21 protein-coding genes, 5 pseudogenes and 1 riboswitch are annotated in these 23,051 nt (G+C 40.7%); of the genes and pseudogenes, 7 read left to right on the top strand and 19 right to left on the bottom strand.

Annotated features, from left to right (window positions below):
- Positions 1 to 8: 8 nt before the first annotated feature.
- The 11 genes from ACZYRN_RS03200 to ACZYRN_RS03150 form a co-directional block, all read right to left on the bottom strand.
- Complete coding sequence (locus ACZYRN_RS03200) at positions 9 to 1,388, bottom strand: cobyrinic acid a,c-diamide synthase CobB (RefSeq protein WP_488910038.1); 1,380 nt, start codon at positions 1,386 to 1,388, stop codon at positions 9 to 11.
- Positions 1,389 to 1,562: 174 nt separating this feature from the next.
- The gene (locus ACZYRN_RS03195) at positions 1,563 to 2,684 is read right to left on the bottom strand and encodes a cobalt-precorrin 5A hydrolase (protein ID WP_488910037.1); all 1,122 of its coding nucleotides are present in this window, start codon (positions 2,682 to 2,684) and stop codon (positions 1,563 to 1,565) included.
- The gene (cobM, locus tag ACZYRN_RS03190; RefSeq protein ID WP_488910036.1) at positions 2,684 to 3,463 is read right to left on the bottom strand and encodes a precorrin-4 C(11)-methyltransferase; all 780 of its coding nucleotides are present in this window, start codon (positions 3,461 to 3,463) and stop codon (positions 2,684 to 2,686) included. The genes ACZYRN_RS03195 and cobM overlap by 1 nt, the downstream gene beginning before the upstream one ends.
- On the bottom strand, positions 3,460 to 4,167 hold the full coding sequence (cobI, locus tag ACZYRN_RS03185) for a precorrin-2 C(20)-methyltransferase (protein ID WP_488910035.1): 708 nt from the start codon (positions 4,165 to 4,167) through the stop codon (positions 3,460 to 3,462). The genes cobM and cobI overlap by 4 nt, the downstream gene beginning before the upstream one ends.
- Positions 4,160 to 5,374, bottom strand: a complete 1,215-nt coding sequence (gene cbiE / locus ACZYRN_RS03180; RefSeq protein WP_488910034.1) for a precorrin-6y C5,15-methyltransferase (decarboxylating) subunit CbiE — start codon at positions 5,372 to 5,374, stop codon at positions 4,160 to 4,162. Before cbiE ends, cobI begins: the two co-directional genes overlap by 8 nt.
- Complete coding sequence (locus ACZYRN_RS03175) at positions 5,337 to 6,470, bottom strand: cobalt-precorrin-5B (C(1))-methyltransferase (protein WP_488910033.1); 1,134 nt, start codon at positions 6,468 to 6,470, stop codon at positions 5,337 to 5,339. Before ACZYRN_RS03175 ends, cbiE begins: the two co-directional genes overlap by 38 nt.
- A gap of 4 nt (positions 6,471 to 6,474) precedes the next feature.
- Complete coding sequence (locus ACZYRN_RS03170) at positions 6,475 to 7,125, bottom strand: precorrin-8X methylmutase (protein ID WP_488910535.1); 651 nt, start codon at positions 7,123 to 7,125, stop codon at positions 6,475 to 6,477.
- A 12-nt stretch (positions 7,126 to 7,137) separates the two neighbouring features.
- Entirely contained in the window at positions 7,138 to 7,908 is a 771-nt protein-coding gene (gene cobK, locus ACZYRN_RS03165) for a precorrin-6A reductase (RefSeq protein ID WP_488910032.1), read from the bottom strand.
- Positions 7,905 to 8,789 (bottom strand): sirohydrochlorin chelatase, encoded by an 885-nt coding sequence (locus ACZYRN_RS03160; protein ID WP_488910031.1) that lies wholly within the window; start codon positions 8,787 to 8,789, stop codon positions 7,905 to 7,907. Before ACZYRN_RS03160 ends, cobK begins: the two co-directional genes overlap by 4 nt.
- 21 nt (positions 8,790 to 8,810) lie before the next feature.
- A complete protein-coding gene (cobJ, locus tag ACZYRN_RS03155) occupies positions 8,811 to 10,487 on the bottom strand; it encodes a precorrin-3B C(17)-methyltransferase (protein WP_488910030.1) in 1,677 nt (558 codons plus the stop codon).
- 16 nt (positions 10,488 to 10,503) lie between these two features.
- Positions 10,504 to 10,869, bottom strand: coding sequence for a (2Fe-2S) ferredoxin domain-containing protein (locus tag ACZYRN_RS03150; RefSeq protein WP_488910029.1), 366 nt, complete (start codon positions 10,867 to 10,869; stop codon positions 10,504 to 10,506).
- 142 nt (positions 10,870 to 11,011) lie between these two features.
- A riboswitch (cobalamin riboswitch) is annotated at positions 11,012 to 11,196 on the bottom strand.
- Between the two features lie 310 nt (positions 11,197 to 11,506).
- Here ACZYRN_RS03150 and sspL point away from each other — a divergent pair.
- On the top strand, positions 11,507 to 11,641 hold the full coding sequence (sspL, locus tag ACZYRN_RS03145) for a small, acid-soluble spore protein L (protein ID WP_488910028.1): 135 nt from the start codon (positions 11,507 to 11,509) through the stop codon (positions 11,639 to 11,641).
- Positions 11,642 to 11,696: 55 nt separating this feature from the next.
- On the opposite strand, the gene ACZYRN_RS03140 is transcribed toward sspL, so the two are convergent.
- From ACZYRN_RS03140 to ACZYRN_RS03130, 3 genes are all read right to left on the bottom strand, one after another.
- Positions 11,697 to 12,095: a cupin domain-containing protein gene (locus tag ACZYRN_RS03140; RefSeq protein WP_488910027.1), complete on the bottom strand. Its 399-nt coding sequence runs from the start codon at positions 12,093 to 12,095 to the stop codon at positions 11,697 to 11,699.
- A 220-nt stretch (positions 12,096 to 12,315) separates the two neighbouring features.
- Positions 12,316 to 12,480: a hypothetical protein gene (locus ACZYRN_RS03135; protein ID WP_488910026.1), complete on the bottom strand. Its 165-nt coding sequence runs from the start codon at positions 12,478 to 12,480 to the stop codon at positions 12,316 to 12,318.
- A 146-nt stretch (positions 12,481 to 12,626) separates the two neighbouring features.
- Positions 12,627 to 13,046, bottom strand: a complete 420-nt coding sequence (locus tag ACZYRN_RS03130; RefSeq protein ID WP_488910025.1) for a GlcG/HbpS family heme-binding protein — start codon at positions 13,044 to 13,046, stop codon at positions 12,627 to 12,629.
- 485 nt (positions 13,047 to 13,531) lie between these two features.
- Between ACZYRN_RS03130 and ACZYRN_RS03125 the strand changes: the two genes are divergently transcribed.
- A complete protein-coding gene (locus tag ACZYRN_RS03125) occupies positions 13,532 to 13,753 on the top strand; it encodes a cysteine-rich CWC family protein (protein WP_488910024.1) in 222 nt (73 codons plus the stop codon).
- A gap of 28 nt (positions 13,754 to 13,781) precedes the next feature.
- Here the strand turns inward: ACZYRN_RS03125 and ACZYRN_RS03120 are convergent, their stop codons facing one another.
- A complete protein-coding gene (locus ACZYRN_RS03120; protein ID WP_488910023.1) occupies positions 13,782 to 14,510 on the bottom strand; it encodes a MerR family transcriptional regulator in 729 nt (242 codons plus the stop codon).
- An 86-nt stretch (positions 14,511 to 14,596) separates the two neighbouring features.
- On the opposite strand from ACZYRN_RS03120, the gene ACZYRN_RS03115 reads away from it, so the two are divergent.
- From ACZYRN_RS03115 to ACZYRN_RS03095, 5 genes and pseudogenes are all read left to right on the top strand, one after another.
- Positions 14,597 to 15,298 carry a CPBP family intramembrane glutamic endopeptidase gene (locus tag ACZYRN_RS03115; protein ID WP_488910021.1) on the top strand — a complete coding sequence of 234 codons (702 nt, stop codon included), beginning with the start codon at positions 14,597 to 14,599 and terminating at the stop codon, positions 15,296 to 15,298.
- A gap of 181 nt (positions 15,299 to 15,479) precedes the next feature.
- Positions 15,480 to 16,046, top strand: a complete 567-nt coding sequence (locus tag ACZYRN_RS03110; RefSeq protein WP_488910020.1) for a permease — start codon at positions 15,480 to 15,482, stop codon at positions 16,044 to 16,046.
- Positions 16,047 to 16,617: 571 nt separating this feature from the next.
- Positions 16,618 to 16,983, top strand: coding sequence for a hypothetical protein (locus tag ACZYRN_RS03105; protein ID WP_488910019.1), 366 nt, complete (start codon positions 16,618 to 16,620; stop codon positions 16,981 to 16,983).
- Between the two features lie 125 nt (positions 16,984 to 17,108).
- Positions 17,109 to 18,674: an alkaline phosphatase family protein gene (locus ACZYRN_RS03100; protein WP_488910018.1), complete on the top strand. Its 1,566-nt coding sequence runs from the start codon at positions 17,109 to 17,111 to the stop codon at positions 18,672 to 18,674.
- A gap of 301 nt (positions 18,675 to 18,975) precedes the next feature.
- Positions 18,976 to 19,083, top strand: a pseudogene (locus ACZYRN_RS03095) (DUF3231 family protein); the annotation flags it as partial.
- Between the two features lie 605 nt (positions 19,084 to 19,688).
- On the opposite strand, the pseudogene ACZYRN_RS03090 reads toward ACZYRN_RS03095, so the two are convergent.
- The 4 pseudogenes from ACZYRN_RS03090 to ACZYRN_RS03075 form a co-directional block, all read right to left on the bottom strand.
- A pseudogene (locus tag ACZYRN_RS03090) lies at positions 19,689 to 20,330 on the bottom strand (glycosyltransferase); the annotation flags it as partial.
- Positions 20,331 to 20,995: 665 nt separating this feature from the next.
- Positions 20,996 to 21,655, bottom strand: a pseudogene (locus ACZYRN_RS03085) (collagen-like domain-containing protein); the annotation flags it as partial.
- 226 nt (positions 21,656 to 21,881) lie between these two features.
- A pseudogene (locus tag ACZYRN_RS03080) lies at positions 21,882 to 22,043 on the bottom strand (sulfite exporter TauE/SafE family protein); the annotation flags it as partial.
- Between the two features lie 146 nt (positions 22,044 to 22,189).
- Positions 22,190 to 22,893, bottom strand: a pseudogene (locus ACZYRN_RS03075) (DUF421 domain-containing protein).
- Positions 22,894 to 23,051 lie beyond the last annotated feature (158 nt).

The following is a 23,051-nucleotide window of genomic DNA, read 5'->3' as shown; positions in this document are numbered from 1 at the left end:
ACCATGTTTTACTTCGATACCTTCTGCTTGTAATCGACACATGCCGTAATCCAACGCTCAACAAGCTCCGGATTAGAAGCAAAGTGGAGATGAGTATAACCGGCAACCAGATTTTCTTTCAAATATCCTTCTTGCTTCTTACCGAAACGCCCTTTTGTTTCATACGCGTATGGCAAGCCTTCAACTTGTTCATATGTGGAGTAATGGAATTCATGACCTTTCGCTTGTTGATTCGAATCCATTAAGAAATTCCCTTCTGTTCCGAATATTTCACGATAGCCAAGAGCAGCTCGTTTCTTCTGCATCATAATTTTCCCTGGAATCAGTCCCACCATCGGATACTTAACACCTACTGTATCCGTAATTGACTCTGTTAAATACATAAAGCCTCCGCATTCAGCGAGCGTCGGCAAACCGGTCGTAATGGACGTGCGAATCGACGCTTTGGAACGCTCATGACGGGCTAACTCAGCCGCAAACTCTTCAGGAAAACCGCCCCCTATGTATAAACCATCCGCTTTTGACGGAACTTTCTCCCCTTTTAACGGTGAAAAATACGTCAATTTCGCCCCGTATGCTTCCAATAATTCAAGATTTTCTTGATAGTAGAAATTGAACGCCGCATCTTTGGCCACAGCGATACAAACGCCTTGATCTTCACGTTGTTCAAATAAACCCGAAGAGTCCTCCAGCATTTCCGTCGTTTCTGCTAATTCATATAGTCGGTCCACATCAATCGTTTCCGAAACTAGATGTGCGAGTCTTTCAAAAAATGGATTCAGCTCGCCTCGTTCAATGGCTGGAATTAACCCTAAATGACGACTAGGAATATCAATATCTTGCTCCCGTTTCATATAACCAAGCACGGGCACGGCACATTCTTGCTCAATAGCCGCTTTCACAATATTGTAATGTCCGACGCTGCCGACTTGATTCGCAATCACTCCAACAATGTTTGGACCGGTCGCAAGCGTCTGAAAACCTTTCACGATTGCCGCTGCACTGCGCGCCATGCTAGCACAATTCACAATAAGCAGTACGGGGCTTTCCGTAATCATGCTAATTTCAGCCGTTGATCCCGTATTCTCTAATGGACTTTTCCCATCGTAGAATCCCATCACACCTTCAATGATGGAAATATCAGCACCCTTACTTGCTCGTGCAACTATTTCACGTACAGTCCCATGCTCAAACATCCAGCTATCTAAATTTCTCGAAACTCTGCCCGTAACAGCCGTATGATAAGATGGGTCAATATAGTCCGGTCCACATTTAAACCCTTGCACGGTATAGCCTTTTTGTTGCAACGCGGCCATAATACCGATTGTACACGTCGTTTTACCGACCCCACTGCCAGTCCCAGCAATGACTAATCTTCTTGTACTCATACCGTTTCCTCCATTTATGAAAAGCGCAAGGTGCCCGTAATCGGCGACAAGCATAAGATGAGCGCTGACAGAAGGCGCTTTTTGCCTTCCGAAGCGATTAGCTTATGACCTCGAGCCGATGGCGCCTGGAGCCAGACACCAAAACACCTCCAAAATTTTTTTGTCTCTTATTTGTTAAAAAGGAATGACACCGACAGAAATCGTGACATTGCCTGACTTTTTCTTAACGAGCTCAAGTTGCTCGGCTCCTGAATATAAGCGAACAGCCGGTTCACTGACTCCATAAGCGCCTGTGTATTTAAACACAGTATCAGATGGTGCCTCGATAGCTGCTCTGTTTAATTCAGCTGGCGGATAATAGACAAATTCCCAGCCGTACTTCTCAACGACTTCAAGCAAGCCTACTTCGTCTTTTTTCAAATCAATCGTACAAAGCGCCTTCACGCTTTTAATCGAAATATTCAATTCAACGAGTGTATCGAGAATGACTTGCTCAATTTCTTCTGATGAGGTTCCGCGATTACATCCCATGCCAATCACAACCGTTTTTGGCCGAAACACAATCCCATTTTCCAAAATCACTTCTTCTTCTTTTTCTAACAAACGATGCGTCACAATTAAAGCGGCTTTCGGTTTTGCTTGGATCGCTTCAGCAATAGAAGGATAGCTGATAATGTGCTCTGGAAGTGGCCGGTCATACATCCACCAATCGGGTTCTCCTGACTCTTGAACAATCGCGACATGCTCTTCATTCACGACCGACGCGCTTACAGGTGTCAGTTTTTCTGCCGAATCCCATACCCAGCCAAAACGAGAGCCAAATAAATCGACAGGAATCGTTTTTTGAACATCGGAAGCGGTCGTGATAATCGCTCTTGCACCTAAAGCGGCGGCTACTTCGTGCGTAAGCTCATTTGCACCACCGAGATGTCCGGATAATACGCTAATCACATTTTCTCCTCGATCATCAATAACGACAACACCAGGATCCGTTTTTTTATCTTTTAAAATCGGCGCAATCATTCTTACAACGGCACCGAGAGAAATTATCATAACAATACCTTTATATTGCCTGAAAAGCGTGGGCAGCAACATTCGCACGCTTCCTGAAAAAAGCTGAATATGTTTCTGTTCTTCATCACCTTTTTCAAACTTGCTCATATAATACAAATCTGAATGAGCAAACACTGTATGTAGACGGCGGGATAGTTCAACACCGTGCTTCGTAATCGCGACAATCGCATAGGCATTTTTTTGAACAACAGATGGCTGTATTCCTTCTTGCAATTCAATCATCACGATTTTATTCCTTTACGAAATCCGTGTGTAAAGCTCGCATCATATAATTTCGAGCGATATTCATCTTTCTCATGAATCGTTGGATCTAATGCCCAACCTGCCAAGATCATCGCATGTTTGCGAATTCCATTTTTCCGCATATCTTCATCTAGATTTACCAATGTTGTGCGGACAATTTTTTGATCTGGCCATGATGCCCGCTGAATAACTGCAACAGGTGTTTCGTCTTTCCAACCAGCAGCTTGCAGTTCTTTCACAATTTTCTTCGTTAAAGTAGCACTTAAAAAAAGCGCAATTGTACAATGATGACTAGCCAAGTCTCGTAATTTCTCGAATTCTGGAACAGGTGTCCGTCCTTCCGCTCTTGTTAAAATAAGCGTTTGCGTTAAATCTGGAATGGTCAGCTCGGCACCGATTGCCGCAGCAGATGCAAATACGGAACTCACCCCCGGAATGACTTCATAACCGATTTCTTCCTTCTTCAAAAGAGCGATTTGTTCCATAATCGCCCCATACATCGCAGGATCTCCTGTATGAATACGAGCGACCATTTTACCTGCATTTACACGATCCACCATGACATCGACTATTTCTTCTAAATGCATACCGGCTGTTTTTAACACTTCTGCTTCCGGTTTTGCCTTTGCAATTAGTTCTTCGTTCACTAATGAATCTGTATATAAAACAACGTCTGCCGTTTGAAGTATATGTAAACCTTTCACTGTAATTAAATCCGGATCGCCCGGGCCCGCTCCTACGATATAAATCTTCTTCATTTTCTCACCACCATTAACGTTAAATATTCAAGCTCAACTCCTTCTAACTCACTGACCTTCCAAATCACTTCTTCGTCAGACGTAACCTTCGTCACAACTGATGCTTTCTCTAAAAGGTCTAAGTCTTTTAAAACAGTCATCATTAAATCAATCACTTTCGCCACTTTAATAAACACGACAGCGTCATGATCTTCAATCGCTTTTTTCATTTCTTCGTAGTCATCGCGAGCGGGAATAATCGCAACATGATCATCGCCATCCGCTAAAGCAATACCTAGCCTTGAAGCTGAACCGTTAAAGGATGAAATTCCAGGTACGGTTTTAATCTCCACTTCAGGGTGCAATTTTCGCATTAATTTCATCATATGAATAAACGTACTGTATAAAAGCGGATCACCTTCTGTAACGAAAGCAACATCTTTCCCTTCGTTTAATTTTCCCCAAACCTTCTCCACCGTCCCATTCCATTCGCGATCTAAAATGGTTTGGTCTTTCGTCATTGGAAAAACAAGCCCGAGCATTTCCTTCTCTTCAGGGCGAATGTATACTTCAACAATTCGATGAGCATAGCTCTTACTGCCTTTACGCTTTCGTGGATAGGCAATAACAGGGGACTCTTGAATAACGCGAAATGCTTTCACTGTAATTAACTCTGGATCGCCTGGACCAACGCCCAGACCGTATAATGTGCCGAGATTACTCATTCGTGGCTTCCTTTCGTTGTGCCGTAATTATATAAATGGGATTAAGCGGAACAAAACGATTCATTCCTAAAATAGGCTTGCTCCGTGAAATTTGTGCATGCATAATGGACGTTTGAAATCCCGCTTTTGCAAAAGCTTCATTCGCCCGATACAAGTTTTCAATCGTCGCTGCATTGAGAACAATTCGTCCGCCTTCTTTCAAGCGAAGACAGCATGTTTGAATCAAATCGGCCATTTCGCCACCAGTTCCCCCGATGAAAATCGCATCTGGATCAGGGAACGTGTCTAACCCGTGCGGTGCTTTTCCATGAATGGCCGTTACATCCGTCCGAAACTTGCGTTGATTTTGAAAACAATTGTCTAAATCTGGTTCGTTCTTTTCAATCGCAAACACGTGCCCTTCTGGAGCCAGTTTTGCTGCTTCAATTGCCATCGAACCCGTACACGTTCCAACATCCCAAACAACACTATCTTTCTGCAGGTTTAATGCGTAAAGGCTTAACACACGAATTTCCTTTTTCGTAATTAGTCCTTTGTCTGGCTTCCGTTGTGAAAACTCCTCATCATCAATACCCAGCGTCCAACTTGGTCCATTGGCTACTTTTTTCAAAATCACAACATTTAACGAAGAAAACTCATGATGAACCATTTCTTCGAGTTCATACCAGCCTGCCTTTTCATTTTCCCCCTGCAAGTTTTCCGCGACAAATGCGCGGTACTCCGTCATACCGAAAGAAAGAAGATATTCGGCAATGCGATTAGGGCTGTTCTCTTCATCCGTGAGCAGCGCCACTTTTGCTTTCCCATCTATTCGCTGTGCCAAGCCTTTTATACTTCGGCCATGAACACTGACTAAATAAGCATCTTGCCAAGCTTCGCCCATTTTTGAAAAAGCAAGTTGGACAGAACTTACATATGGATACACGTCTATATTCATTTTGTGTGACAGATAGCCACCAATCCCGTAATAAAGCGGATCGCCTGAAGCTAAAATAACAGTTGGACGCATTTCTTCTTGCAATCGCTCAACAATCGCTTTTAAACCACCCTTCACGACGACCTTCTCTCCTTGATAATTCGGGAAGAAAGATAACACCCTCTCACCGCCAACAAGCACTTCGCTTTCTTCAATCCACTCGGCATATTGCGGCAACAAGCTTTCTTGACCGTTATCCCCGATCCCAATTAATTTCATCGACTGAGTCAATACCAACAGTCCTTCCTAATAATTGTCCCTTCATTGAATAAATCGCTGTTCCCATTTCGATTCCACCCTTGATATGATTCAAAGACGAGTAGCAGCAAGCTTCACAAAGATGCTCAAAGAATGCATCATGGCCTTGCTCAGACATAAGATCGCCAACCTGAGATGCGGTATTCGCATTCACCACTTCTTCTACAAGTTCTTCACTAGCACCAACATCCCGTGCCAGTTCCGCGAGAAAGTCAAAATTAATGGGTGCACTTTTCGAATGAACCATCATGACGCCTTGCGCAACTTTTGAAAACTTCCCCATCATCCCAACGAGTGTGACTTTTTTTATTCCTTGTTTTTTGCATTGCTTTAATGAGAAGCCAACAAAGTCACCCATTTCAATAAAAGCTTCCTCTTGTAAATCAGGAAGTAACCCCATCGCATATTTCTCACTGCGGCCGCCTGTCGTTAAGACGAGATGCTCACAGCCACTTGCCTTGGCAACACTTATCGCTTGTACGATACTTGCCATATAGGCAGAACTTGAAAAAGGAACGACAGTGCCTCTTGTCCCTAAAATCGAGATGCCACCTATAATTCCTAATCGGCCGTTTAATGTTTTCTTCGCCATTTCTTCACCAGCAGGAACAGAAATAACGACTTTCACACCTCTATTAATCTGAAATTCTTCTAACGTCTGCTCTACCGTTGTTAAAATCATTTTACGCGGCACCGGGTTAATCGCCGCTTCGCCGACCGGAACCGGAAGACCCGGTTTGGTCACGCGGCCAACACCGACTCCTCCGTCCAACATAATACCTGGCGTGTCCATCCAGCTCACTGTGGAAACAATGAGCGCTTGATGAGTCGCATCCGGATCATCACCCGCATCTTTGATCGTTTCACAACTCACGCAGTCTTTCGCCATTTTACATTTTTCGATTGTAAACGTAGCGTCACGCCCAATAGGCAGGTGAATCGTGGCGCTTTCTTGCTCTTCACCGGTAATTAAAGCTGTTAAAGCTGCCTTCGTTACGGCTGTTGAACAAGCCCCTGTCGTATAGCCATGTCTCATTTCGGATGGGTCCTTCTTGGCTTTCTTTTGCATGATTTTATACCTGATCAGCTAAAAGAGAAATCGCATTTAATGCTGCTACTGTAACGGTACTTCCACCTTTCCGTCCAACATTCGTGATGAAAGGAACTTCTGTAATTTTAGCTAGTTCCTCTTTTGATTCTGCTGCAGAAACAAAGCCTACAGGCATGCCAATAATCAAATCTGGCTTCGCTATTCCTTCTTTAATCAAACGAATAAGTTCTAATAGAGCTGTTGGTGCATTCCCGATTGCATAAATGCCACCCTCGTTTTCACGTACAGCTTTTTGCATCGAAATAATTGCTCTTGTCGTGTTTTGGCGTTTAGCTTCAATCGTTACATCTTCGTCTGCAATATAACAATGCAGATCCCCACCATGCTTTTCGAAACGTTTTTTCCCAGTTCCACTTTCAATCATTTGCACATCAGCAATCACATGTCTTCCTTTACGAATCGCTTCTACCCCAGCTTGAATGGCACCTGGGTGAATGATCACACTTTTTCCTAATTCGAAGTCTGCTGACGCATGGATAATACGGCGGACAATTTTCCATTCATCTTCTGAAAAATCATGTGGCCCCATCTCTTCCGCAATAATGGCAAAACTATAGTCATAAATTTTATCTGGATCAACGGTTAATGGTTTGAAATCGGTTTTAAAATCCATCATATCTTCCTCCTACTTGTTGTTTAATTGTTGCTGCACATCGCTAATCACATCTTCAAAGTTAGAATGCACATTTTGATAGTTGATGTTTGGACGAGCAATCATAATCGTCTCAATGCCACATTCCAAAGCGGCTTCCAGCTTCTCATCAACCGAACCGACTTTGCCACTTTCCTTCGTAATCATCAAGGTGACATTATATTGCTTGTAAAGTGCTTTATTTAACTCCTTTGAAAACGGACCTTGAATCGCGACGATATTTTTTTGTTCAACGCCAAGTTCCGCACATTTTTCCATATTATCGATACGCGGCAGCATTCTCGCAATGAGTCTAGTATCCTCGAGACCGACTAATTCTTTTGCAAAAATCTCTAACGTTTTACTACCTGTTGTTAGCATGATAACGCCTCGCTTTGTTGCAGCAAGCTTGGCTGCTTCAGCATAATCATGAACAAGAATTAATTTATCATCTTGGAACCGTTGACTTTCTCGTTCATAGCGAATGTAAGGAACATTCGCTTCTTTTGCTCCTTGAAGGGCATTTTTCGATGCTTCTTCAGCAAACGGGTGACTTGCATCAACAACCGCCTGACATCCCTTTTGAACAATGAGCGACGCCATTTCTTCTGCCGTTAGCCGCCCAATTTGAGTGTCTATTCCCGCATCCCGCAAGCTTTTTGCTGCTGATTCCGTTACCACTGTTGCCAGCACGTGCAAACCTGCCTGCTTTATTTCAATCGCTAATTCCCGTGCATCACTTGTTCCTGCCAAGAACAAAATCATTTTGACTTCTCCATCTCGTGGACATGATCGTGATGATGATCATGGTCGTGATCGTGATGATGGTGATGCGCATGACCATGTTCTTCGGCAAATAAACGATAGTTTTCTAAATCTTGAGCTCCACTCGATTTCCCTTCGATTGCTTCCATTGCACGTTCTTTTAAGATCGTTTGTAGTTTCGGATGGTAGCCAAAATATTCGGCTAAGACAAATTCATGCTCGGGATATTGCTGTTGATAGCCTGACACCATCTTCTCCATTCGCTCCATTAAAATGCCAGTAAACAGGAAGTATGGTAACATCACCACTTTTTTTGCACCAAGCTTTATACAACGTTCGATTCCTTCATCCACTAGTGGAGCCGTCACACCCATGAAAGCACTTTCGACCCATTTAACATGTAACTTTTCCCAAAGCAAACGGGAGATTTTATAAAAATCACTATTCGCATCCGCGTGACTGCCACCACGACCAATTAACAAAATAGCCGTGTCCGTATGTTCAGCGGACGTGTCCAAACCTACTTCTTCTAGACGATCCGTTAAAATCGATAGTACTTCTTGATGGACACCAATCGTTTGGCCATATGTAAATTGAACATCTGGATACTTCGTCTTGCCACCCTCGACTTCAGCTGGAATATGCAGTTTTGAATGACCTGCATGCAGCAAAATAATTGGAATGACAATCACTTCTGTAGCCCCTCTGTTTACACAATTGTCAATCCCTTGTGAAATAGTAGGCGATGCAAATTCAAGGAAACATGTTTCAATGAGTAAGCGATCATCCATAGTAGGGATTAATTGTTCAATAAACGCCCTCACTTCTTTATTTCCAGCTTCTAATCGGCTTCCATGTCCAACAAATAATACTGCTTTCATTCGTCATTTTCCCCCTCTTTATTAATCTCCGCACGGTGCTGGCTCTATTTTAATTTTTGGCGCCATATCTTGATATTGATAGCCTTGAATCTTTTTCACTCGCTTGAAATATTTAAATAGTCGTTCATTTGGATGCGCGTTTTGTTTGTATTCCTCCACAATATTCGTAATGATTTCGACGAGACGATCTGGCTCGATTCCTTCCTCAACTGGCTGGCCCGGATGAGCGGTTCGACCGACCGGCTTTGCTCCTAAAAATAAATCAAATTTCCCTTTACGAAAGACGATTCCAATATCATCACTCACTGCCGTATAACAAGCCATGCCGCATCCGTTAAACCCGATGTTCAGCTCCTTCGGCATCTCGATTCCGCCAAGCGCATGCTGCAGTTCATCCGCGTAAGGAATCGATTCTGCTTTTTCACCATCACAGAAGTCGCATGCTTTCAACGTGACAACATCACCGATCGGAGACAGCAAGAAGCCGACTGATTGCAACTTTTCTGTTATTCTATCTGGTTCAGTTGTAGGTATCTTTAAAATAATTTTATGATTCGGCGTGTATTCCATCGTTCCTTTTTCGCCAACGACTTCCGCGAGCATCATCATTTGCTTTGGTGTAAATTGCTTATTCGCCACACCCGGACTGACAGCTAGTTCAAACAACGATTCCATTTTTTGTTGAACTAATGGTGGAGTGATAGACTGCGCAGCACTTTGACCGGACACTCTCGATAAAGCTTCCATCGCTATTTCAAAAGATGTACTCTTTTTCCCTGGCTCAGGTGCTTTCGTCAACAAACCGACAGCCGCTTCTTCATAAGAGCCTTGTGTCAAGCCCGTTTCTTGATCCATCGCCCATGGTTCTGCCTCTTTTTGTAATCGTTGATGCGGTTTCAATGGTTGCTTTTCTGCATTCAGCGTATACTTTCTTTGATAGCCACGAGGCGTAATCATTTTATTGTCATATAAGAATGTCGATGAATTCCCAATTATAACGGTTGTAAGCATACCAATATCATGGTTTAACATTTCCGCTAAATTCGTCATCACAATATCCTGGCGCTCACGATATGCACTTTTCACTAGCCCTACTGGCGTTTCTGGTGAACGATATTTAAGTAGAATTCTCTGTGTTTCAACAATTTGTCTTGTTCGCCGACCACTGCGTGGATTATAAAGCGCAATGACAAAATCGGCCTGTGCCGCTGCTTCAACCCGTTTCGTAATCAGATCCCACGGTGTTAAGTGATCACTAAGGCTGATTGTACAAGAATCATGCATAATAGGTGCACCCAGCAACGATGCACAAGAGTTAATCGCTGAAATGCCCGGAATAATTTCAATTTCAACACCTGTTGCTTCTTTCCAGCCCTTTTCAATCAACACCTCATACACAAGACCTGCCATTCCATAAACCCCTGCATCACCACTTGAAATGACCGCCACTTTCTTGCCATTCTCCGCTTGTTTTACTGCTTCTTGTGCTCTCGATACTTCTTCGGTCATTCCCGTACTGATCACCGTTTGATCTGTCAATAAGTCTTGAATCAGTTCCACATACGTTTTGTACCCAATAATGAAATCACTTTCTTGAAGCGCCTCCACAGCCCGCGTCGTAATATGTTTAAAGTCACCTGGACCAAATCCAACAACAAATAATTTCCCTTTTTGTTCCACACAAACATCTCCTTTCATTATTTGTAACAGGATTTTATTTTTTCTTTGATATCCCTACAAGAGCAGAAGCAGCTGGATTAGGCGACATTTCTCCATTCACAAATTGATACACTTTATGCGTTTCAAGAATAGGTTCGTGCATATCCCGAACAATTTGGCGGCCAATTTCAGGTGAATCCACTCGATACCAAGTACCTTCTGGATAAGCGATGACAACACAAGCATCTTTACATCTTCCGTTACAACGAGTTCTTGTCGTATGAACCTCTTCATCTAATCCTAGTAAACTAATTTCATCACGAACGGCTTGCGTTACTTCTTCGCCGCCCTTTCTCATACAACTACTTCCATTGCAAAGTAACAGGTGGGATCTTGTCCCTTCTAAATTCCAAGTTGTCATTTTTTCCTCCTGATGGTTGGAGGGAAATAAAAAAAACCTTCACTCTAAAGAGTCAAGGTTTAAGAAGCGTCTTTAATTGAATGAAATAGCAAAAAAATACCAGTCCACACGCTTAATAGCCTCAACCTTTCCCTCCGAAAAGTATCGTTCACATTTAAAAGCAGGTCTCCTGGCTTTCGCTTCATTTTACTCTTGTCCCTTCCCAGTTTGCACCAGTGGTTTGACAATTTCATCAGCGTTACAGTAGCGGGGGCTGCATCGGACTTTCACCGATTTCCCTATTATCCCGAGCATGACGCTTCGGGCACTTTTAAATTACATATTCAATTTTCATTCTTCTGTATAAAAAACCCAATATTTCTTAACTTGGTAAAACTTACGATACTTATCATATAATACCTTTCTAAAATTTTAAAGAAATAAATAATCTTTGAATGTTCACTATACGTGTTTATGGATCAAATTTAACGTGATTAAATGAATTATCTAACAAATTATTTTTGTAATGGGTAACGGTGTTAACAAGGGATACTGCCCTCTTCAGTGCATAATAAGAGGATTATATTTATTTCTTTTGGGGATACTACAATTACGAGCTCAAAACAATTGATGTGGTATTTAGATGGGGGTGAGAAAAATGGGGAATAGCAAAAAAAGCAATAGAGGCAAGAAAGCTCCTAGTGTAACTCCTCAAGGATACGGAGACACGGAATTCGCTGAAGAACCAAAAACCAAACTGGAAAATGCCGCTAAAAAGAAAAACACCAAATAAAAAGAAGCAATCGGTGAAATCGCCGATTGCTTCTATCTATTTGCCTCTTTACTTCTTACATAAACGAAGCATCAGCTGGACGGTGTGCTGTGTAGATCGCTTCTCCATCACTTTCACCATCAAAAATAACAGGTACATTCGGCGTGAAGAGGACAACATCTCCTGCTTCTGCTTCATATCGGTTGCCTTCTAGATCACGCATAACAAATTTACCTTTTGTAACAACTTTATATTCGACAACTTCATATAAGAATTCAAATGATTCGCCTGGCTGCATGGAGAAGAAGCCAATTGTAAGTGGATTTGGCGTTTCTGTAACCGGTACATCAACAATTTTACTGTTTACTCCCGGTTGGTTGATAATCGTACCCACATCCAGCTTTGGAAATGTTTTGTCTAAATCTGCTGCTTTAAATACTTGGATTCCTGGTGTTTGGCTCAATACGTTCGTCATGTGTGACACTCCTATTTATGTAGTTTTTTCCTAACATGATGCTACAGTCATTATATGTTCTAATGTTCAGATAATAAAGTACGCACTTTATTATCAAATAGTGTCGAAAAATATACTGTAAAGATTCAGATAAAAGGGCTGCCGACTTTGTCGACAGCCCTGCAATGTACTTAAGCAATCAGATTTACACGTTTTACACGTGAATCCAACTTTTTTTACATCAATTGCCTCTGCCTTTTCGGCCTTGCTTAGAGTTACGGTTTGCGCCTTTCATTGGATCTTCTCCATCAGAAAATTCCACCGTATAATCTGCTTCTTGAATGTTTTTCTTTGGCGTTTTAGCGTATTTTTCCACAGCATTTCTTTCCGCTTTCCGCTTAACCATTTTCTTCATCCCCTTTCAAGTATAGAACCACCGATAGCTTTCCCGCTTCCGGCATTCATATTCACTTGCAAAATGAATGTGGCTGCTCCTATGCTCGGTGCATACAAACGAAAACAGAATGTATTTTTACTCTTTTATTTTGATATTTAGGCACTGATGATTTCTTCAAATGCGTTCACGGCCGCTTTTGCGACTTGTGTGTCATTGTCAACAGAACTTCCGCTCACCCCTACAGCCCCAATCACCTTTTCATTCACTTTTAAAGGAATGCCTCCGCCAAATACAACGATTCTCCCGTCATTGGTTGTATTTAATCCGTACAGCTCCGTTTTCGGTACGGTGACTTCTTCTAATTCTTCCGTCTTCGTTTTTAAAGCGACCGCTGTCCATGCTTTATTTTGTGAAATATCAATACTTGCAAGCCAGGCATCATCCATTCGATGAGAGGCAATTAAATTCCCTCCGTCATCTAAAACCGTAATCACCATCGCAACATTCAGTTTTTTCGCTTCTTTCTCAGAAGCTTTGATTAGTTTTTTGGCTACGTCCAATGTTAATTTATTCACATGATACAACTCCTTTATCTATTATTTACATGCATGACCGCCAGCTTATAACGTTTGCATATTTTTAAAAGCGACAATCACGACTTTACACAGCTATGTATACCCGAGTATTCAAAAACAAAACGAATATTTTCCTTTCATTCCCCATGCGAAGATGCCAAAGCAAAAGCTTATCGGCTTCATGATCAGGGAGTAGCACATAAGAGCGACAGACAAAAAAACTACATCCGTTGCCTGACCGGATGTAGAAATATGTGAGGGGGCCATCACTGACCCATAATGTAGTGTATACAGAAGAGCAGCTTCTGAAGCGGCATTAGCCCTTTATAGCACACTAAACCGAAAATTTAGTGTGCTAAAGCGGGTGAAAAGTGCCTCCATTGAAAAAACATGACAGACCCTCATTATTCTCATGTATGGATAGCCTCACACCATGGTACAATTAATTATTAATTATCTAATTAAAATAGAGGTGGTGATTACACATGAAGGCAGGAACTAATGAATTTGAGAACTGTCCACTTTGTGGCAAAAACAATCATTGTGGCCATTCTAAAGATCAATCATTAGGAAGATGCTGGTGCAACGAAGAAGTTTTTCCAAAAGAGATTTTTGATCTTGTATCGCCCCATTCATTACGAAAAACGTGCCTATGTAAAAACTGTCTGGAGCAGTTTAAGAAAGAGAATAGAGCGACCCGTTTTTAAACGGCAGTAGAAGAACGGCTTGAACGTTTTACTTATTTTCAAAGAGATCAATTGCTTCTTCTAAAAACACTATCGCTTCTTCTCTAATAGGATATAGATTTAGTGCTTCTGATGCCTCCGCTGATCTTCGCACATTCCAAAACTTCTCTTGTAACGCTCGATCTCCGCCAAATGTTTCATCAGTCAATACAAGAACATCCGCAGCAATGATTTGGCCTTCTTCTGAGCTTGGGCTTTCTTTTTTCTCTAAACAAATTTCAATTCTCCTCATCAGATTGATCCATTTGTTTATTTGCCGTTCATCATCTTCCAGTTTAGGAAGACGAGTAAAGAGAATCGCTTGTTCTTTTTCATCAAAGAAATGGTCCCATTCCTTTTTCTTCTCTCTTTTAATCAAAGGGATGAGCTGTTCCCAATTTAACGCCCCTTCCATTTTCAGTATATTAAGCAGTGTATTTGTATGCAATGCGGCTGCTTCAAGATCTTCAATTTTTTGTTTCAATGAACTTCTGTGGACGTTTAACAACTGTTCAATCGTCACTTTAGATAACACTTTTTCAATATTTTTCAATGGCAAATCAAGTTTTTTTAAAATAGTAATTTTTTCGATCGTAAGAAGGTCATCATCGTTGTAATATCTCGTCCCATTTTCTTTTTTACATGAAGGCGTGATTAAACCGATTTGATCGTAGTACCGTAAAGATCGTACCGAAGTATTTAACTTTTTTGATACTTCACCTGTCGAATAATAGTTCAAAGAAAATTCCTCCTTAAAAAGGACTTGCAGGTGACGCTACGTAACCTTTTAGACTGAATATATCACATATTAAGGAGAGAGTTATCTTGAATACGAAAGAGATGTTTTTTAAGCATACGCCATGGTCATGGAAGGAATTCGTTCAACTTCTTGTCCTTGTGTTCGTATTTGTCCCATTTTTCATCGAATTTTTATTGGGGAGTTTCTTATCAAACTTATTCCAAAACGATTTGTACGCTGGAACACTCGTTGGGCTTATTATGTCCATCATCTTTCTTTTTGCGATCTATTTCATCGCTTTAAAGCCAAAACTTCTCACCTGGAAGGAAGTAGGGGTCAATAGGTTTCAAATAAGATATTGGAGATCTGTCGCGGGCTGGACGTTCGTTTTAATGATCATCAGTATCACAATCGTTATAGTCATGGATCTATTAGGGGTGGGATATGAAAATAGCAAAACGGAAAGTATTCAGTCTCAATTAACACCAATCCATTTCCTGATTGCCTTGGTGTCAGCAAGTATGATTTCACCTGTTTATGAAGAGATTTTATATCGGGGTTTCCTTTATCGATGGCTTAGAACTCATTATGGAATGACAGCAGGAATAACGGTGAGTGCTGTCATTTTCATGATTGTTCATCTCCCAACATTTAATGTTCTACCAATCGTTTTCGTCTGTGGTTTAATCTTTGCTTGGACATACGAAAAGACTCATTCCGTTCTTCCTGGCATCATTATTCATGGCACTTTCAATGTCATTGCTCTAATTGTTACTGCGTCTGTATAAAATACGCACACATTCACCAAAAGGACGTAAAAAAATGGATGTATTTGACCCACTCTATTTCATTATCTATCTCTATCCTTAAAACTTTACAATTCTTTAGAAATGTCCTCCCTATTTCCACGCTATAATGATCATGCTTCGTTTATTAGTAAATACAGAAAGTTCTCAGGGAGGTCATTGTATGTTTGCTGGACACTTTGGAATCGCCGCCGCAGTGAAAAGGAAAACCCCCGAGCTGCCGCTTTGGTCGCTGCTGGTCAGCTCACAATTGCTTGATATCGCGTTTATCCCCTTTCATTTAGCTGGAGTAGAGACGATCAAGCCTTTAGGCGATGGCGGCTATGCCAGCATGATGATTTATGCGTTCTATACTCATTCCTTCGTCGGGGCACTCTTGCTTGCCATAACAGCAGCGTATCTTGCTGGGCAATTTTGGGGCAAAAAAGCAGGAGTTAGTACGGGAGCCGTCGTATTCAGTCACTGGATTCTTGATGTAATTGTTCATCGCCCTGATATGCCCATTCTCCCTGGAAATGCAGGTGATTTTCCGCTTCTCGGTTTTAGCCTATGGGAATCGGTTCCCGCAAGCATCCTAATAGAATTTCTCATTATTACGGCCGGTGCCTTTCTTTATTTCCGGTACGCACTCCAGAAATCCAGTCCTGAACAGAGAAGAAAAAGCATTGCATTGGGATGTGCCATGACTGTCTTTCTCTTCCTTTCATTAGCCATTGACGTTTTCTTATAAGGCCGCCACCATAGGAGATGCAGAGTATTTTGATAGGAATGTGCCACAAACAGAAGGGCCGTTCTCTCCATACTTTATAAAGCCCCTATAATCGAATATACGTTCCTAACACAAGTAATAATTATTTTAAAAAAAGAACTTCTTATTGCACTTATTTTAGACTTCATAGATCCATTATTAAACAGAAAAAAGTTGGGTGGGTTTGCCAACCTTTTCAAAATTATTGCTGTTTGTTATATCTTTTAAATATCTTCCCTTTCATGAAAAAAGCATTATTTCAAAAAAGAGTTCTGCTTTTTTCATAAAATTATTTTAACGATTGTTGAACCACATTTCCTTGCCAATTCATTTTCATTTGTTTATTGGTATGATGATCAATGCTTATGTTAGTAAAGACCGTTTTCATGTTTTCTGCATTCTTTGAAAAATCTTCATTTTCCTCCTTTATCTGACCAATAAAAATAAAACAAGAAGTCATACAAAACGAAGAAAATAAACCCAGAATAATTACGGCCTTCTTTCACATAATAAAAAAGCTTTTTCAAAATAAGAAGATGAAGGAGGATGTTTAGTGAATAATCGAAACGGCATGCTCAGCTCTATGTTATCACTAGGTGCAATAGGTGCGGCTATTTTTGGAATAGCAAGAGGATTGCGCAATGGAACTTTCCAGCCGCTCCTGCAAACCATTATGAGTTCCATGACCGGATCCGCAGCTCAACAAGTTCCACAGGCTGCGCAGGGAATGACTGGGTCCATAGCCCAACAAGTTCCACAGGCTGCATCGGGAATGATGATGGGACAGACCGCACAAAAAATGGCACAGCCCCTTCAAGGGATGATGAATAACCAAGCTTCTCAACAGCGTTCATCAAATCAAACAACGAACAATATCAAACAAAGTGTAACCAATCAGAACAGTAATAAATCAAATTAAAACAGCCTAGCTTATAGACACGGCCTGTATCAAGGCCGGTCTATAAGTTTTTATTTTTTTAATTAAGTATCCCCCTTCCTCTTTTTATCCATACTAACGATATTCATCAAGGAAAGGTTGACGTCATGATACGCAAAATATTCGTGTCCGTTCTTATTTTCTTTTTGTTTATCGCTGGTCTAGGCTGGTATTTGTTGATGACGCCCGCAAAAGATCTACATAACATTTCCATCACGGCAGCTCCCAAACCAGTAGTCGTATTAGTCATTGATTCACTCATGGATCAGCCGTTGAGAAAAGCAATGGATGAGGGGAAAGCGCCCGCACTCAAATTTTTAATGAAACATGGACAGTATCTTCCTAATGTGGTTAGCTCTTACCCGACGATGTCTGTAACCATCGATAGTACTCTTTTAACGGGTACTTACGCTGATCAGCATAAGATTCCAGGGCTTAGCTGGTTTAAACAAGATGAAAACCGCCTCATTAGTTATGGAGGCGGAATAAGCGAAATGTGGAACGTTGGCCTAAAAAATGTGATAACAGATGGCCTGATCGAGTTAAACGAGACGCATTTAAACAAAAATACGCCTACCATTTACGAAGAACTGGCGAAAAGTCACATTCAATCCGCTTCTATAAATGGTCTGATGTATCGTGGAGATTATGCCCATCGTTTACATGTTCCAACCCTTCTTTCAGGGATGAATCTTTTGCCACACAATATAGAAATAAACGGACCGGCCCTTCTATCCATGGGCAGCCTGTCGCAATACAATCCGAAAAATGACCGGTATAATTATGTGTGGCAATCAATGGGCATCAATAATCAATTCACGGCAAATGAGTTGACATACTTCATTCAAAAAGAGCAATTGCCTGCTTTCACTCTCGCCTATTTCCCAAACTTAGATCAGCAAGTTCATGAACACGGACCAAAAGAGCAAAAAGGGATTGAAGAAGTGGATAAGCAGCTTCAGACAATTTTGAACAGCTATTCATCATGGGAGGAAGCGATTCAAAAAGCCATTTGGGTTGTACAAGGCGACAGCGGCCAATCTGCTGTTATAAAGGATCGCAATAAGGCACTCATTGATTTAAACACGTTACTGGATGAATATACTTTTTGGAATCCAGATGAACCGTCTAAGAAGGAACTGGCTTTAGCTGTCAATGAACGGATGGCATACATTTATAGACAAGATGAAAGGATTGAGCTATCTGACATTACATCGAAATTAAAAACGGATGCCCGAATTGGTTTCATTGCGTGGAAAAGGAACCATATCGGCTATGTACTGGCGAAAGGATCGGATCAACCATTTACCTTTTCACCAAACGGTCCTTATAAAGATAAATATGGACAATCCTGGAATATAAATGGCGATAGGTCCATTTTGGATTTGTCGATCAATGAACAAAATGAAATCAACTACGATGACTACCCTGATGCCCTTGCCAGACTATATGGAGCACTTCATTCACACGAAGGCCAATATATCATTGTGGATGCAAAACCCGGGTATGAATTTGTTGGCACACATAGCCCGAATCATGCAGGGGGAGCAGCTCACGGATCCTTACACAAAGCAGATTCTGAGGTACCTTTAATTATCGCTGGAACAGATCAGGCACCTAAGCACCATCGGTTAGTCGATTTTAAAAACTGGCTAGTAGAACTGACAAAATAACGCCTCTACTTTTTAATTGATGGAACAAAAGCAAGAATGATTTTGTTCCATCTTTATTTTGACTTTTATAATTTGCGAGTAGACTCTAAAAAATTTTTATTGTGTAAAACACTCGCATGATGAGGAACATATTGCCGTGCAATTTCATTATGTTTAAAAGCAAGTTCGTACTCCCCTAAACGCGAATAACATAAACAAAGTTGCAGATGAGGCAGCCAAGTCCAGCATGCATGATTGAGCAATCCCCAATTTTCTTTTGGTTTTTCTAATTGCGTCGCTATTTTATACCAAAAGAGGGCCAGCAAAAGACATATTTACTTATGGGCATGAGGGTGGAAAAATCATGGCGAATAATGGTTGGCTTGAAGAGCCACCTCAAATGCAGGATAGGAACGATTTAACTAAATAATCAAGATAACTACTGAAATAATACAAGCTCTCATCACCATTAGTAGAGCTTGTATTATTTAACTCAGAAAAAGTATCGTATAATACTCCTTCTTAAACAAACCTGCCATTTAGTTAAACAAGGCAATTTTACAATTTCCGTAATTACCCACCATAACGCCATTTACCATCCTAAATTTTGAGGCAAAATCTCCCTTATGCATCCTTTTGCGCTTCCGGCAGCTCGTTCTTTTTCAGAGATTTTCCTTGTTAGCATAATGTGACATTGCAAAAAACCACCCAAACACACTATATTAAACGTATGTTTTTGTAATTAACTTTTTGCAGATAAAGCTACCAGATCAATAAAAATACCCAAGTGTGAATACCCCTAGGATTTTTCAAAATATTTAAATTTCGGCATATACTATCACATCTCACAAACTTATTAAACGCAATAAAATAGGACTTAATTTTTCACAAAATAATAGTCACACGCTGGTCACATCGTGGTCACACACTATCGAAAATTATCGAATACTACAGTTCATGTTAATTTTAAAAATTCCCTTTAATGCTTGATATAAAGCCATTCACGGGCATATTAGAAAACTACAGGATATTTCACTCCCCACTCTGGATCCCTTCAAGCAATAAACGTTTATCTCTTTCAAATTTGTCAGTCTTACTTCCGCCATCTTCCTGATCATTAACTACAAGGCTATCTAATTTTCCCGTTGTATTAAAGTTATGATATTGTTCAGTATTCAATCTTGAATAATCAATGTCCCAATATTCGTGTGTCACTCTAACCGATTTCCAAGGTAAGGATGTCTTTAGGAGACGAGTTAACCAATATTTAATTTTACCATTATACTGCATGGTTAGATACTGATCTTCGAATAAGCTACTCTTATCAAATTCAGAATCTACTTCTAAGATCATATCAGCATCGAGCAACAGCAAATAATCTGACTCAGGATATGTCTCTTGAGCCAACGATACAGCTAAACTTCGATTAAATCCAAAATTCTTAAAAGTTTCATAATCCATTGTAACAGGGATGTTATTTTCTTCGCCCCATTTTTCAATAATTTCTGGTGTCTGATCACTGGAGCCAGTATCACAAATTGAGATGAAATCAATAATAGGCTTAGCCGAGTCTAAGCATCTTTGGATTATTTTTGCTTCATTTTTTACAATCATGCAGAGGCAAATTTTTTTTACAGGTTCCTTTGATGGTTCTGATTTTATTTTATTTTTACTCACAATTTTAATAACCCCCTTCTATTTTAGAGTTATACCTAAATGTTTGTTCCGTTTATCGATTAATGCCATGATTTTCTAATTTTAACCTATGAAAAAAGAGAAAATATGGTGAGTACAATCCCTGTTTTTGTTTCTTAAAAGATAAATTATCTGCTTTCATTTCACAGGTAGCCAGAAAAAGGAATAAGTACATCATTTCCTAAATAAGGAATATAAAAAAATAGTCGTGTCGAAACACGACTATTTTAAAATACTGAAAGTTTAAAACTACTTTACAACTCTTTTTAGAAAGTAAAGAAGACTGTTACAGTTGCACCTGAAGATAAAGCCCCACCACCAGTGTTAACTTGTACAGTTAACAGATCGCATTGGAGAACATTGAAAGTAAGACTCGGATCTGATATTCCACAACAAGCAGGTGGTGTTACAGTTACAGTGACAGGCGTAGCAGCAAAATTACTACCACACCCCCGTCTTATAAATATCGTAGCTGTTACAGGATTGGCCGGTACCACTCGGCTATTAAAAACTAACCTTGTAATGGTTGCGTTCTGTGGTATGACTATTGAATTTCGTAATGAATCATTTGAAGCATTACCAAGGCCAAGGAATTGAGTACTTGGAATTGATTGGTCAGTTGCTAAATAAACCGTCATACTTCCTGGTCCAGTAGCGCCTGTTGCTCCTGTTGCTCCTGTTTCCCCTTGTTCTCCTTGTATCCCTTGAGGTCCCTGAGGCCCTGTTGCTCCTGTTTCCCCTTGTTCTCCTTGTACCCCCTGAGGTCCCTGAGGCCCTGTTGCTCCTGTTTCCCCTTGTTCTCCTTGTACCCCCTGAGGCCCTGTTGCTCCTGTTTCCCCTTGTTCTCCTTGTACCCCCTGAGGCCCTGTTGCTCCTGTTTCCCCTTGTTCCCCTTGTTCCCCTTGTTCTCCTTGTATCCCTTGAGGTCCCTGAGGCCCTGCTGCTCCTGTTTCCCCTTGTTCCCCTTGTTCTCCTTGTACCCCTTGAGGTCCCTGAGGCCCTGTTGCTCCTGTTTCCCCTTGTTCTCCTTGTACCCCTTGAGGTCCCTGAGGCCCTGTTGCTCCTGTTTCCCCTTGTTCTCCTTGTTCTCCTTGTTCTCCTTGTATCCCTTGAGGTCCCTGAGGCCCTGCTGCTCCTGTTTCCCCTTGTTCTCCTTGTACCCCTTGAGGTCCCTGAGGCCCTGTTGCTCCTGTTTCCCCTTGTTCTCCTTGTACCCCTTGAAGTCCCTGTGGTCCTGCTAGTCCTCTTCTTCCTCGTTCACCGTCTTCTCCTGCTCTTCCCCGTGGACCTGGTGGGCCTGGTAGGCCATAACATTTACAACAACATTCCTCACAATTACATATTTCACATCTGCGTTTTTTATAACAACTCATTAATCTTCCTCCTTTCTCTTATAATCTACGAATAAGATTAAAGATCGGAACGGCTAATACACAGGTGGTTTTCAGCATTTGTCCAAATCTTAGTAAACATAAAATAATCCCCACCTTGTGGATATGGTGGGGATTTAATTATTCTTATTGCATAGATGAAAATAAATGTAATCGCAAGTGAGATGGAAATGGTCATTCTCACTATGATTTTTAAGATGACCAGTATAAGTGGTACTAGAATAAAAGCTCCTGCAACTTCAATATTGACAATGAATGCCCGTCATTTATTAAACATAACCTGATCAAACGGGATATCATCAATTCATTTTTTTCAGATAAACATCAAGACAGCAATAATATATCGACTTTTTTGTTTCTCAAGTATTAGAAAATGGAACAAAAGCAAGAATGATTTTGTTCCATCTTTATTTTGACTTTTATGATGATATGTCTGGCTGCACTTCTTTCTTATTTATATAAAAAGATTTGCATATTATCGGCATGATCAATGGTCGCTAATAAAACATCCTTTATTTTCGCATTGGCTGTTACCTCCAGTTTGTTTTTCACCAAATTTCGTCCTTCCCGCTTTTATTTAATTCATCGATGTTTATTTTTCCTTTTTTAATAATCGTCCGAGGAAGAGAAAATGGTTTTGTTACCAATTTCATATCAGCAGGTGTGAGGGCTTCATGCTGAGGATTTAGAAAAAACGAAATGGAGCCACCCGGTTCCCATAATGCGAGAGCTACCTTTTGAACATCTTCCATTTTACCTTTCCTTAACTCTGATAACAGAAAATCGATGGATATTCTTGCTTTCTTCAAGTTTTTATAGAGGATTTGTCCATTTTTTATGAGCGGATAAGGGGATGGTTCGAGCCAGAATCTTAATTTGACCCATCTCAAACTTACAAACACACCCGCTATGTATAAAAGTACTAAGACTGTCATCGTTATCATAGATCCCTTTAGTCCTAATTGTTCATCCGACAAAGGATGGGCAATAATGTTTCCAATTAATATCGCCATAATAAAATCGAGCAGTCTTAACTGAGCAATGGACCGCTGTCCCATTATTTTAGCTGTAAAAAGCAAAAAGAAAAAAGCAACGACTGCTCTTAAGGCCCATTGAATAGCCGTAAGTGATTCCTGGGCATGAACAAAATCCATTAGATTCACATCCTTTATTTTAACCAAATAGATGCTTATATCGTCCGTCCCCTGTAAATCAATATTTATGAGAAGGAAGAGAATAGCAGAAACCTTAACGGAAAAATTTCTTCCATTTCGATGTATCTCTTTTTCACATACTTATAAGAGAAATCACC

This window comes from Domibacillus sp. F004 (genome assembly GCF_057814295.1).
The sequence above is the reverse complement of the archived record's forward strand: the minus strand, read 5'-3'. Positions and strand labels throughout refer to the sequence as shown.